Below are 13604 nucleotides of genomic sequence, written 5' to 3' on the forward strand. Positions count from 1 at the left end.
GATGAAACCTGCGGATCACGACCAAAAGACACTGCTCCTGACCGGCGCCAGCCGGGGCATTGGCCATGCCACGGCCAAGGCTTTCGCCGACAAGGGCTGGCGGGTGATCGGCTGTTCGCGGCAGGCGTTCTCGCCCGAATGCCCTTGGCCGGGCGGGGCGCAGGACCATGTGCAGGTCGATCTGAGTGACCCGAACCAGACGATAGAGGCGGTCGCGCAGGTCAAAAGGCTGTTGGGCGGCAACCCTTTGCATGCTCTGGTCAACAACGCGGGCGTCTCGCCCAAGGGCGAGGATGGCGCGCGGCTCAGCACGCTCGACACCGATCTGCGGACATGGGGTGAGGTGTTTCATGTGAATTTCTTCGCCTCCGTAGTTCTGGCACGCGGGCTTCAGGATGAGCTTTCTGCCGGGCGCGGGTCGGTGGTGAATGTCACCTCCATCGCCGGGTCTCGGGTGCATCCCTTTGCCGGGGCGGCCTATGCGACCTCAAAGGCGGCGCTCGCCGCACTGACGCGCGAGATGGCTCATGATTTCGGCCCCCTCGGCGTGCGGGTCAACGCAATCGCCCCGGGCGAGGTTGAGACGGCGATCCTCAGCGAAGGCACCGATAAGATCGTGCGCGACATCCCCATGCGCCGTCTCGGCCAGCCTGATGAGGTCGCGCGGGCGATCTATTTCCTGTGTAGCGAAGAAAGCTCCTATGTCTCGGGGACCGAGATCGAGGTAAACGGCGGGCAGCACGTCTAAAGCCACCCGCGCGACCATTCTGACAATTGCGTGAGCAGCGCAGTCTTGCGCTGTCATCCCCGGCCATTAGACCTATGTACAGCCGCTCAATCAGGGCAGCTATACGCGCGCTCCCCTCAGGCAAAGCATACCCCAAGGGACACCACTTCATGATAAAATTCGAATTGAACGGGCGGTCGATTTCTGTCGATGCTGACCCGGACATGCCCCTGTTGTGGGCGATCCGCGATGAGATCGGCCTCACCGGCACCAAATTCGGCTGCGGCATCGGCGCATGCGGCGCTTGCACCGTGCATATCGACGGCACCGCCACACGGTCCTGCATCACCTATCTCGCGGATGTAGAGGGCCTGTCGGTCACCACGATTGAAGGGCTGGACGAAGAGGGCAAGCACCCGGTTCAAGAAGCATGGCGCAACCTGCGCGTGCCGCAATGCGGCTACTGCCAGTCGGGCCAGATCATGCAGGCGGCGTCTTTGTTGAAAGACACGCCCAACCCCAGTGACGAAGACATCGACGCGGTGATGACCGGCAACCTCTGCCGCTGCATGACCTATCCGCGCATCCGCCAAGCCGTGCGCGACGCCGCAACCGCAATGGGAGAGACCGACAATGGCTAATCTGATGTCCCGCCTGAAAGGCTCCGACGCGCAACCGCAGATGACCCGCCGCGGGTTTCTGGTGTCGATGACGGCCGCTGGCGTTGCCTTTGGCTTCCCGCAGGCGTCGAATGCCGCGATGAACCCTGCCGTGCCCGATGGCACGCCGATTGCGCCCAATGGCCAGCCCTTTGAGCCGTCGATGTGGTACTGGATCGACGCCGAAGGTCAGGTCAACGTCAACATCATCCGCGCCGAGATGGGCCAGCACGTCGGCACCGCCATCGCCCGCATTCTGGCCGATGAGTTGGAAGTCGCGTGGGAAAATGTGCATATCACCCATGTCGACACGGCTGAGAAATGGGGCCTGATGGTCACCGGCGGAAGCTGGTCGATCTGGCAAAGCTGGCCGGTCTACCGTCAGGCGGGTGCCGCCGGGCGCACCGCGCTGATCGAAGCGGCGGCGGCCAAATGGGGCGTCGATGCCGCGGGTCTGACCGCCCGCGACGGGGCCGTAACCGATGGCACGCAGAGCATCAGCTATGGCGATCTGGTGGCCGAAGGCCTTGACCGCGCCTTTACTGAAGACGAATTGGCGGCCCTGCCGCTGAAACCCCATGCCGATCTGCGGCTCGTGGGGCAGGACGTGCATCCGCTTGATCTGGATACGAAAACCACGGGGCAGGCGATCTATGGTCTGGATGCCAAGGTCGATGGCATGGTCTACGGCGTGCCGATGCTGCCGCCAACGCGCTATGGCGCCAAGGTGAATTCCGTCGATGACAGCGCCGCGAAAGAGGTCAAAGGCTACCTTGAGACCGTGGTGCTGGATGATCCCTCGGGCACCGTGCCGGGCTGGGTCGTGGTGTTGGGCAAAACGCTCCACGCCGCGCGGATGGCCACCTATGAGATCAGCGTCGATTGGACGGCTGGCGAGACGGCGGATGTCTCCGAAGACGATATCCAAGCCCGCTCTCGCGCGTTGATCGACAGCGATGCCGGGTCGATCCTGCACACCGAGCAGCCCGAGACCCGCGCCGCCTTCGATGCCGCCGCCGAGACGCTGGAGGCTGAATACACCACGCAATCCGTGCTGCACTTCCAGATGGAGCCGGTCAACGCGACCGTCTTCCAAAACGCCGATGGCGTTTGGGAGACCCATGCAGGCAACCAGTGGCAATCGCTGATCCTGCCGACGCTGGCCGCCGCGCTGGAGGTGCCCGCCGACAAGATCGTGATGCGCAGCTATATGTTGGGCGGGGGCTTTGGCCGCCGGTTGAACGGGGATTACATCGTGCCCGCCGCGCTGGCCTCCAAGGCGGTCGGTAAGCCGGTGAAACTGGTCTTCTCCCGCGAGGAAGACGCCCAGTTCGACAGCATCCGCTCGCCTTCGGTGCAAAAGCTGCGCATGGCATTCGATGAGGGCAAAGCCATCACCGGGATGGAGCATCACGCCGCCGCCGGTTGGCCGACGCAGGTGATGGCACCGGGCTTCATGCCCAAGGGCGTCAACGAAGAACCCTATGACCCCTTTGCCATCGACGGCGCGGATCACTGGTATTCGGTCGGGGCGCATCGCGTGCGGGCGATTTCGAACGATCTGGCCAATGCGACCTTCCGCCCCGGTTGGCTGCGCTCGGTCGGGCCGGGCTGGACCAACTTCGCCGTGGAAAGCTTCATGGATGAGGCGGCGCATAAAGTCGGCGCCGATCCGTTGCAGTTCCGTCTGGATCACCTGAAGGCCGAGGGTCTCAACGCAGGTTCCGCCCCCAATGCGGTGGGCGGGGCGTCGCGGCAAGCGGCTGTTTTGCAGCGCGTGGCCGAGATGTCAGGCTATGGCCAGACGGAGCTGCCCGAGGGCACGGCAATCGGGATCGCCACCACCTTTGGCCAATCGCGCACCATGCCGACTTGGACCGCCGCCGCCGTGAAACTGGCGGTGGACGCCGAAACCGGTGACGTCGCGGTCGAGAAGATGTGGCTGGCCTTCGATTGCGGCACTGTGGTCGACCCCGACGGCGCGCGCGCGCAATGCGAGGGCGCGGCGCTTTGGGGTCTGTCCATGGCTCTGCATGAGGGCACGCGGATCGAAGACGGCAATGTCGTCGACCTGAACCTTGGGTCTTACACGCCGCTGCGGATGGTCGATGTGCCTCAGATTGAGGTCGCTTTCGTCGAGAACACGGAAGTGCCCGTGGGTCTTGGAGAGCCGGGCACCACGGTCATCGCCCCGGCGATTGCCAATGCGATCTTCAACGCCACCGGGGCGCGGGTGCGTCATCTGCCGATCACCGGCGATGCGATTCTTGCGGCGCTGGAAAGCTGATAGGAGAAGGCGGGCGCGGCATGTCGCGCCCGTCTTCCATTTGGTCTGAGGGCGCCGGCTAGTGAGGCGGGCTGCGCATTCGCCGGGCAGCGCGGCGACTGCCTAAATTCAACGACTCAAATTTTGGGCATTCACGCTTAAAAACTTAGAGAATCGCCCTTTGCGCCATAATTCTGACAGGTTTCGAACAATAATCTAAACGAGCTATCTGGGCTCCTTTGCGGGCGGGTACGAAGGACGATCTGTGGCACCTACCGAGACATATGAACAACGCGTCGCCGCGACGCGAAAGCGCTTTATCGAAGGGATGCCGGAGCGGTTGCAGGCCGTAGCCGATGCGCTGCGCGAGACGGATGGCGCCGACCCGCGCGAGACCAAGGCGCGCAAGGTCCACCGCATGCTGCACGATCTGGCTGGCAATGCCGCGATGCTGGAATATGCCGAGATCGAAGATCGCCTGCGCAAGGGGTTGCGCGTGGCCGAAGATGCCGATGAATCCGCCGCGCCCTTGTCGACCGATGACATTCGTACAATTGAAGCGGCTCTGGCCGATGCCCGCAGTGTCACTGAAGAAATTTAAGAAAGCCTATCCATGAAGTATCCCGCAATCGGTTTGTTGGCGGCCCTGCTGCCGTTTCAAGTTCAGGCTCAAACGGCCCCGGGTGAGGATGTGGCGAATGCCCCCGCAGAGCAGGTCCAAGAGGGGTTGATCGCGCGGACCTTCGATCTGGCGGAGCTTGGCTTTCAAAATGGTCTGTCCTTCCGGCAGCTTTCGGGCAATGCGACGATCTATATCCCGCTGCCCAACCCGGATGCGCTGAGTTCGGGCAGCTTGCAGCTTGAGCTTGAACATGCCTCCACCACCGAGGTGGATCGCTATTTGCAGGTCTCGGTCGCGGGCCGTCCGGTCATCTCGCAGGCGCTGCCCGATGGGGCAGGGCCCCTGAGCGTTCCGGTCCCGCTTAGCCCTGAGGACGTGTCGGGCGGGTTCATCGCCGTGGGCCTGTCCTATTCCGGGGCTTTCAGCGATCGGGTCTGCGTGGACGAACGCGCCTCGGGGGATTTTCTTGAGATCACGGCGGCTTCTTCCGTGACCTTGCAATTGGACCCGTCTGAGATCGACACATCGGCGGCATTCGCCGGGCTGCGCCCTGCGGACACGCGTCTGGCCATCGGGGGCAACGACTCCCTCGCGGCCTTGGCGGCTGCGACCCGCGCCGCTGCGCTGTTTGACGCTGAGGCCGGGCGGCTGACCTTTGGCGGTGACGGGGTCAGCACATCGGGTGCATGGTCCGAAGGGGTCATCGAACTGGACGTATCCACCTCCGGCGTGGCGAGCGAGATGGCCGTGGACAATGAAGCCGGGCTGCCCGTCTTGAACCTGCGCGGCAGCGATCCGCAGGTGGGGCTGTGGCAACTGGTCTCGGAGTGGTCGCCCCTGTCGAACGAAGGCGCGACCGTGGTCGATGTGGCAGGGGGACCGGCCCGTTTTGACGACCGTTTGCCGCTGTCGGCGCTGGAGGGGGACCTCACCCCGCGTCCCGTGGTCTCGACCGAAGACTTCTTCGTGCCGTTCCAATCCTCCGACCTTCCGGCGGGCAAGGGCGTGTCTGGCGTGAACCTGCATGTCGCCGCAGCGCTTGATCCCGAAGGGCGGGGGGCGACGGCTTCGGTCTTTCTGAATGACACGCTGCTGGGCAACCGCCCGCTTGACAGTGGCCGTCCAGAGCAGTTGACCTTTTCAGTGCCGAGCGGCCTGCTGGGCCGCGACAACCTGCTGCGCGTGTCGATCCAGCGTCAGCCCTCGGGCGGCGAGTGCCGGTTCAAACCGCAGGGCTATCCGGCGCAAATTCTGCCCGATAGCGCCTTGCTGCTTTCGGATGCCGCGCCACAGGGTCAGGATTTCTTTACCCTGCGACAGGAATTCGCCGATGGCGTTCAGGTCGTGCTCGACCCCGCGCTTTCGCTTGATTTCGCGCAGACCCTGCCGTGGCTTGCAGGTGTCGCGGGCAGCGTGATCCCGGACCGCGCGCCTATCCTGCCGCGCGCCTCGGTCGACGCGCTTGAGGGGGATGAACCCTTCTTCGTGATCTCTGACCAGAACCCCGGCGATGCAGAGCCGCTGATCACCTTCGATCAGGGACGGATCGAGGTGCGCGACCGTCAAGACAACCTGATCTATTCGGGCGAAGACCTGTCGCGGCTTGGCGTGGTGCAGATCGTCACCCGGGGCGACACCCGTGGCCTGTGGCTGCGTCCTGGCAATGGCCCTGCACCAGAGCTGGCGCCCGAACGCCCCATGATGCTGGACCGCGGCGATCTGGCGCTGATCGGGCAGGAGGGGGTGATCCTTGCCACCGCCACCGACCGCAGCCCGCTCGTTGATGTCGTCTACCCCGACCGCACCAGCCTTGCACAGATGCTGGCCAAATACCGCCCCTGGATCGTGGGGGCCATCTGGGTGCTGGTAACGCTGCTTGTGCTGATCGTGTTCCAGCGCGTCTACCGCGCTCGCCGCGGCAAAGACGAGACGTAAGCCACCGTGCCGTTGGATGCCGAAAGCGAAGCCATTGGTTCGCTGCTGCTTGACCGTGGCGCGCTGACGGCGGAACAGCTCGACGCGGCAGAGGATTTGGCCGAGGAGTGGAATGTCTCTCTGGTCAAGGTTCTTCTATCGCGGCGCTGGCTGACCACGCAGACACTCTACCGCGAGATCGCCTTTTACCACGGGCTCGCGCTGGTCGATCTGATTGAGGACCGCGCCGATGACGATCTGATCCGCCAGTATGATCCGGTGGTGATGAACCAATTCATGACGGTGCCGATTGGCCGGGCAGAGGATGGCACGCTGACGGTGGCCACCTCGCGCCCTGGCCCGCGCACGCTGCTGCATATCCGCGAAGTCTACGGCTCCGGCGTGACCATCGTCGTGGCCTCGCATTTTGATGTGTCATGGCAGTTGCAGCGCGCCTTCCGCGAGAAACATTCCCACGAAGCGGTCTTTGCGCTGGCCGAGCTTGACCCCGACATGTCGGCGCAGAACGTCGTGACCCCGCCACAGATCTTGGTGATTTACCTCATGATCTCGGCGCTTCTGCTGGGGCTGGCTTTTGCCCCCGTGGTCACGCTGATCGTGCTGAACGTCCTGCTGACGGTGTTCTACACCGGCAACTTCCTGTTCAAAGCGCTGCTGGTCTGGCTCGGCGGTGCTGCACAAGAGACTTCATCGCGGGCCATCGCGGCCGAGGCATCGCTGCTGCGCGACGAAGACCTGCCGATCTATACCGTGCTGGTGCCGATGTTCCGCGAGCCCGAGGTGCTGCCGATCCTTGCCCAAGCGCTGCGCAACCTCGACTATCCGCTGGCCAAGCTCGATATCAAGATCGTGCTGGAAGAGGGCGATCACGAGACCATCGACGCGGCGCGCAAGCTTGACCTTGAAGGCGTGTTCGAGATCATCCGCGTCCCGGCCTCCCACCCGCAGACCAAACCCAAAGCCTGCAACTTTGCGCTGCGCTATGCGCAGGGCGATTTCCTCGTAATCTTCGACGCCGAGGATAAGCCCGAACCGGATCAGTTGAAAAAGGTCATCGCCGCCTTCAACCAATCCGCGCCCAATACCGCCTGCATTCAGTGCCGTCTGAACTACTACAACGCGCGGGAGAACTGGCTGACGCGGATGTTCACGCTGGACTATTCGCTGTGGTTTGACCTGATGCTGCCGGGGTTGGAGCGTTTGGGCGTGCCGATCCCGCTGGGGGGCACCTCGAACCACTTCCGCATGGATGTGCTGCGGGAGTTGAACGCATGGGATCCCTTCAACGTGACCGAGGACGCCGATCTGGGCATTCGTCTGACGCAGAAGGGCTACCGCGTGGGCGTCATCGATTCCACGACCTTTGAAGAGGCCAATGTCTCGATCCCGAACTGGGTGCGCCAGCGCTCGCGCTGGATCAAGGGCTATATGCAGACCTTTCTCGTCCACAGCCGCAGACCCATTCACCTGTGGCAATCGGTCGGGGCGGCGGGCGTCTTTGGCTTTGTCTTCTTCATCGGGGGCACGGTGCTCTCGGGCCTGTTGAACCCGGTCTTTTGGTCGATCTTTGCCATTTGGCTGATCTTCGGGACCGAGGTGATCACCCCCTATTTCCCGCTGCCGGTGCTCTATCTGTCGTTGGTGAACCTCTTGGCGGGCAATGGGCTGCTGATCTATCTCACGATGGTCGCGCCCTTCCGGCGCAGGTGGACCGATCTGGCGCCTTGGGGGATCACCGTGGTGGGCTATTGGGTGCTGATGACCGTGGCCTCTTACAAGGCGCTGTCGCAGTTGATCTTCAACCCGTTCTATTGGGAAAAGACCCAGCACGGCCTGTCCAAACACACCGCCAATGAGGTCGCCGAAGCCAGTGCCGAAGCGACGGAGGCCGCGCAATGATCCGCGCCGCCTCATGGTCCTTCGGCTTTGTCGCGCTGGGGTTGCTGCTTTTGCTCACCCTCGGCTGGACTGAGGCGCATGGCTTCCTGTCGATGGATGTGACCGACCTTTGGGCCAAGTCGATTGTGCAGATCGAGGGGCCGGCGCAGTTCAAGGCAAGCGATGCTTTCTACCCGCCCGTGCCCTATGCGCTGTCGCTTTTGGGGCAGGCGGTCTTGCCCGATACGCAGGTGCCGGTGCCCTTCGTGCTCTCCGCGCTGGTGGGGGCAGGGCTGCTGGTCCTGTGGTTCCTCAACCTGCGCGATACGGGCGGCTTTTCGGGCATGACCTCGGCGCTGGTGGTACTGCTTTTGGCGCTGAACCCGTTTTTCCTGCGGGCCTTGGCCGATGGGCCAGAGACGATGTTTTGCATCTTGGGCACATGGCTTTTCGCGCGCGGGATCGTCAATCTGCGCCTCACGGGCAACGCGCCGGATATGATGAAAGTGGCCGTGGGGCTTTTGGTGGTGGCCCTGTCGGACAGCTACGGCCTGATGCTCTGCCTCGGGGCGATGCCCTTCATGATCGTCGCGGCACGGCCCAGCATGATCGCGGTCTCCTCGACCGGCTATCTGGTGGCGATGTTCTATCCCGTGGCCGCCGCCGTGGGGGCGCTGATGTTCGTCAGCATGATCTTCGACAGCCGCCTGATCCCGCTTTTGTCGGAAAGTGCCACGCCGCTGACCTTGGGGGAGCATCTGCTCATTCTGGCCGGGCTGGGCCCGGCGGCCCTTATCGCGATCCTGCGCAATATCATGGTGCCGCGTCTGTTCATGCCGCTCTTGGCAGCGGTCGGGGCGGTGCTGGGTGGCTATACGCTCAACGTCTTTTTCCATGTCGAAGGCGACCCGGCCATGGCGCTGGCGCCCATGTTGGGGGTCTTGGTCGCCGCGATCCGCTTTTGGCCGAACCTGTCCCTGCGCGAGCCGATTGCCATCGCGCTGTTGGCGCTGTCGCTGCTGACCTCGGCGATTGTGATGCGCCATGTCGCCCATGACGAGACCCGCGCTTGGACCAACGCGATGCTCGGCGGGGAAAACGCAGCGTCCCGCCCCGCGCGAGAGGTCGTTTCATTCTTGCGCGACAAGTCTGATATAATGGTAGATGTTGAGAGAAACCCCGAGATCGTCGTCGGTCTGGGGAATATCGACCGGCTGGTGATCGCCGGAGAGCCTGCCTACGACTGGGCGCTTGAGGGGGGCGTGCCGCGCACAAGGTACATCGTGGTCCCGCAACAGGCGGAAGGGCAGGCCACAGCAGACAGAATTCTGCGCAGGTTCCCGCAGCTGAAGCAATCGCAGATGCCGGGGTATGAGGAGGTTTTTCAAAACAGCCGATGGCGTGTTTTTGAAAGAGTTAACGAGTGGAATTAAAATCATGAGCCCACGAATTATCGCAGTCGACGATTCGGATATCGCGCAGGATTTCATCAGCGCGACACTTTCGGAGCTTGGCTTTGACGATGTCGTCAGTTTCATCGATCCGCGCAGTGCACTCGACGCGATCGAAAGCGATGAGGCCACGGCGGACCTGATCCTGATGGACATAATGATGCCCGATATCGATGGTATCGAGCTTTGCGCCCGTATCCGTGCCTTGGACAGATGGAGCGATGTGCCGATCATTATGCTGACCAGCCGAACAGACATGGGATCTTTGTCCGAAGCCTTCATGGCGGGGGCCAATGACTATGTCACCAAGCCCTTCAACCGGATTGAGCTTCAGGCCCGTATGCGCAGTTGCCTGCGGCTGAAATCCGAGTTGGACCGCCGCCGTTCGGGCGAAAACCGCAGCGCGCGCCGCCGTGCCGCGCCGAGCGTGTCAGAGGCCACGGTGCCCAGCCTTTTGGGCAGTAAATCCGGGTTTCAAGGGCATCTGATGTCGCTGTCGCCCGCGATGCAAAAAGACCTTGGCCTGATCGTCTTCCGCATTGATGGCGACCGTGACCAATCCGATGCGGCGCGCGCGCAGCGGCAAGAGCTTCAGCGCCGCGTGGCCGGGCTTTTCGGCAAGGTCGAAATCCCCGCGCAAGACGGGTTCGCCCATTGGGAGGATGACCTTTTCGTCTATGGCGCGCTCCACGCGGATCGCGCCCAGCTTGAAGCGCGGGCGCAGCAGTTTATCTCAGCCGTGGCTGAGGCCTCGGCCACCGTGAAAGAAGGCTGGACCTCGCGGCCCTTGAGCGTCAGCGCTTGCGTCGTGCCGCCCTCGGATGCGGCTGTCGCCACCTCGCTTGCGCGGGGCATTCAAGGCGTCGAAAGTGCTGGAATAACAAGCGCGCCGGGCAGCATCTGCCTTGCCGCCAATGACATAGGACACCAGGCCGAGAATGGTCAGCACTGAGCCCACTAATAAAGCTGATGCGGAACCGTCTTCGCGCGCGCAGACCCTGTTCTGGGCGCTGATTTCGGCTGCCGTTCTTATCTATTTCGTGGGGCTCGCGGTCCTGACCTGGTCGGACTACAAACGCGCCACGACCCGGGCAGAGGTGGAGCTTGAGCATTTCGCGGAGCTTTACGAGCAGGCGGTCGATGCCTCTCTCTCGGTTGCGAATGTGCGGATGTGGGGGCTGATCGATGAGCTGTCGACCGCGCGTCTGAGCAACCCCGCGCAGTTCGAGGCGCAATACGGTGATCTGATGAATGCCGCCGTGCAGGAGACCGAGCAGGTCGATGCGCTTGTGCTGATCGGCGCCGATGGGGTTGTGCTTTGGGCCACGGTGAAGCCGCTTATGGGCCAGTACCTTGGGGACCGGGCCTATTTTCAGGCGGCGATTGGCCTTGATGTGAATGAATATACGGTCGGGGTGCCCATCGTGTCGCGGGCCACAGGGCGGCGGCTGACCCCGATTGCATGGCCCTTGATCGGCATGGATGGCCGGTCGCGCGGGGTCTTGGCGTCTTCGCTGGGCGAAGATTACTACTCGCAATTGCTGGCAATAGATGGGTTGCAACAGGACATGTATGTCGAGGTGGTGACCTCCAACGGAGAGCGGGCCTTTGTTTCGGGGCGGCCTCCACGCGACCCCGATACGCCCGTGTTCCGCGCCCGCAAGGAGATTCCGGCGCTGGACCTCTATATCGACGTGACGCGCAGCAAGCCGGCGGTGCTGCAAAATTACTGGCAGCGCACCTTGGTTTTCGTGGGGCTTGCCACGATCCTGTTCCTGACGGTGATCAACGCGGCGATCCGCGCGCGGCGGCAGTCGACCCAACTGGCGCAGGCCCTGCGCACTTCCGAACGGCACCGCGAACGGATCCGCGTGGCGCAGAGCGAATTTGACGCGATCTTTGAGAATGTCGGGGACGGGCTGATCGTCTATAACGACAACAACAAGCTGCACCGCTCCAACCGTAAGGCGCGTGAGTTGATGGGCGTGTCCTCAGATATCGAAGCCGTGCAAAAGCTGCGCGGCATGGTCCCGCCCTTTTCGCAGATGGACGAAGACGTCGCCGTTCACCGCATTCAGATCACCACCGCCGAGAACGAGAATGTGGCGGTGCAATGCCGGGTGATGAAGCTGCATCTGCATGGGGATTACATCGCCTATAACGTGCTTCAGGACATCTCTGCCGAAGAGCGGCTGGTGGCAGCGCGCACGGCCTTTGTCACCTCGGTCAATCACGAGCTGCGCACGCCGCTCACGTCCCTCGCCGGGTCGCTCGAAATCCTGCATGACCGCTTTGGCGACAGCATGCCAAAGAACGCGGGCAAGCTGTTGTCGATGGCCACCCGCAATGCCGACCGGCTGTTGGTACTGGTCAACGATATCTTGACCCTTCAGGCGATCGACCAGCGCCAGCTCAGCATCCAGACCGAGCGGGTCGCAGTGTCGGAAGTGCTGTCGGAAGCCATCGCGGCCAACACCGGCTATGGGGTGAACCGCGACGTGCAACTCGACATCCACACAGGCCCCGATGCGGCGCAGGAAGCCTATGTGCGGGTCGATACCGTGCGCATGCAGCAGATCTTCTCCAACCTCATTTCCAACGCGGTGAAATATACCCCGCGCGGCGGCACGGTAAAAATCGGTGCCGAGGTGGACGACCAGTGGGTCACGTTCTATGTCTGCGATGCGGGGCCGGGCATCCCAAGAGCCGCCCATGATCGTATGTTCAAAAGGTTCGCTGACCCCGTGCATTCCCGTGAAAATCAAGCGAATGGAACGGGGCTGGGGCTGGCCATCACGCGGGAGCTGGTGTTGCGACAAGATGGCGATGTGAGCTTTGAGACACGCTCGGAAGAAGACGGCGATGAGAACCCCGGCACCACGTTCTATGTGCGTTTTGCCCGGGATACCGGCGCCGCGCCCAAGCAGGGGGCATCGGCATGAGAGTGTTGTTCGTCGATGACGAGGATGACATCCGCGAGTTGATCGAGTTTGCGATCATGACTGAAGATGACATCGAAGCGACCTTCGCGGCGACTGGGCTCGACGCGATTGCTACGATGGAAACGCAGGCGTTCGACGTGATCATGCTGGATGTAATGATGCCACCCCCCGACGGCATGGAGGTGCTGCGCTGTGCGCGGGCCAATGCGGAGTTGGATGACACGAAGATCGTGATGTGCACCGCCAAAACCTCGCCCGAGTCAGAAAAGAAGTTTCGCGCCCTCGGGGCCGACTACATTCTGCACAAACCGTTCAAACCGCTAAAGCTGGCGGATTTCATTCGGTCGATCGTATAATACCTCATCGCTCAGCCTCTCGCGGCTCTGAACACGCGGAACTTACCATGCGCAAAACAGCGAAAATGCCTTCTGACCTCGCGCGGCGATTCTTGCCCCGCCTTGTTGTCCTCTCGGCCATCGGTACCATCGCCCTCCCGGCAAGTGAGGTGGCATCGGCGGCGTGGCCGCGGGGCGAAGACAAGAGCTTTGTCACCCTGTCCTATGAGACCACCGCAGATGGCCCCGACTTTGGCGATTTCGGTGCGTTTTACTACGAATACGGGGTGACCGAGAAACTGACTTTCGGCCTCGACATCGGCAAGAGCCAGAGTGGGGGGCAGGTCAGCGCCATCGCCTTTCTGCGCTATCCGCTTGAGCTCTCGAACGGGGACAATGTTTTCGCCGCCGAAGTCGGTCTTGGCTGGGCCGAACGGGATGGCAGCGCGGTGGCGGCTCTGCGGCCCGGCCTGTCTTGGGGGCGTCCGGTATCGGGGGCTTGGGGCAGCGGTTGGCTGGGGGTGGAAAGCACCTTTGCCATTTACGAGGACGGCGAAACACTGGGCAAGATCGACAGCACCTTCGGCATCAACCACGAGAATGGCAACCTGTCGATTTTCAAGCTGGAGTTCGCGGCCCCGTCAGACAGGGATGAGACACTGGCCTTTGCGCCGTCGCATGTGATCAAGGTCTCGGAAAACAGCTTTCTGGAACTGGGCCTGTCGCATGAATTCACCGACGCTGTGACCAAGGTCAAAGTCGGGGTCTGGCACAGCTTCTGACGCGCTT

11 protein-coding genes are annotated in these 13604 nt (G+C 62.6%); all 11 read left to right on the plus strand.

What is annotated here, in order from left to right; translation table 11 throughout:
• The first annotated feature begins 1 nt into the window (after window position 1).
• Window positions 2–748: an SDR family NAD(P)-dependent oxidoreductase gene (locus ACGYKA_RS07230; RefSeq protein WP_394411065.1), complete on the plus strand. Its 747-nt coding sequence runs from the start codon at window positions 2–4 to the stop codon at window positions 746–748.
• 149 nt (window positions 749–897) lie between these two features.
• Entirely contained in the window at window positions 898–1368 is a 471-nt protein-coding gene (locus tag ACGYKA_RS07235; RefSeq protein ID WP_394411062.1) for a (2Fe-2S)-binding protein, read from the plus strand.
• A gap of 4 nt (window positions 1369–1372) precedes the next feature.
• Entirely contained in the window at window positions 1373–3673 is a 2301-nt protein-coding gene (locus ACGYKA_RS07240) for a molybdopterin cofactor-binding domain-containing protein (RefSeq protein WP_394411059.1), read from the plus strand.
• 244 nt (window positions 3674–3917) lie between these two features.
• Window positions 3918–4253 (plus strand): Hpt domain-containing protein, encoded by a 336-nt coding sequence (locus ACGYKA_RS07245; RefSeq protein WP_394411056.1) that lies wholly within the window; start codon window positions 3918–3920, stop codon window positions 4251–4253.
• Window positions 4254–4265: 12 nt separating this feature from the next.
• A complete protein-coding gene (locus ACGYKA_RS07250; protein ID WP_394411053.1) occupies window positions 4266–6209 on the plus strand; it encodes a hypothetical protein in 1944 nt (647 codons plus the stop codon).
• 6 nt (window positions 6210–6215) lie between these two features.
• On the plus strand, window positions 6216–8108 hold the full coding sequence (locus ACGYKA_RS07255) for a glycosyltransferase family 2 protein (protein ID WP_271689241.1): 1893 nt from the start codon (window positions 6216–6218) through the stop codon (window positions 8106–8108).
• Window positions 8105–9520, plus strand: coding sequence for a hypothetical protein (locus tag ACGYKA_RS07260; protein WP_394411050.1), 1416 nt, complete (start codon window positions 8105–8107; stop codon window positions 9518–9520). The genes ACGYKA_RS07255 and ACGYKA_RS07260 overlap by 4 nt, the downstream gene beginning before the upstream one ends.
• 4 nt (window positions 9521–9524) lie before the next feature.
• Window positions 9525–10490 (plus strand): PleD family two-component system response regulator, encoded by a 966-nt coding sequence (locus ACGYKA_RS07265; protein WP_394411048.1) that lies wholly within the window; start codon window positions 9525–9527, stop codon window positions 10488–10490.
• Window positions 10477–12480, plus strand: coding sequence for an ATP-binding protein (locus tag ACGYKA_RS07270; RefSeq protein WP_394411045.1), 2004 nt, complete (start codon window positions 10477–10479; stop codon window positions 12478–12480). The genes ACGYKA_RS07265 and ACGYKA_RS07270 overlap by 14 nt, the downstream gene beginning before the upstream one ends.
• Window positions 12477–12836, plus strand: a complete 360-nt coding sequence (locus ACGYKA_RS07275; RefSeq protein ID WP_394438388.1) for a response regulator — start codon at window positions 12477–12479, stop codon at window positions 12834–12836. Before ACGYKA_RS07270 ends, ACGYKA_RS07275 begins: the two co-directional genes overlap by 4 nt.
• A gap of 47 nt (window positions 12837–12883) precedes the next feature.
• Window positions 12884–13597, plus strand: a complete 714-nt coding sequence (locus ACGYKA_RS07280; protein WP_394438391.1) for a hypothetical protein — start codon at window positions 12884–12886, stop codon at window positions 13595–13597.
• Window positions 13598–13604 lie beyond the last annotated feature (7 nt).

Source organism: Sulfitobacter sp. 1A15106 (genome assembly GCF_043556995.1).
Taxonomy (GTDB): Bacteria; Pseudomonadota; Alphaproteobacteria; order Rhodobacterales; family Rhodobacteraceae; genus Sulfitobacter; species Sulfitobacter faviae.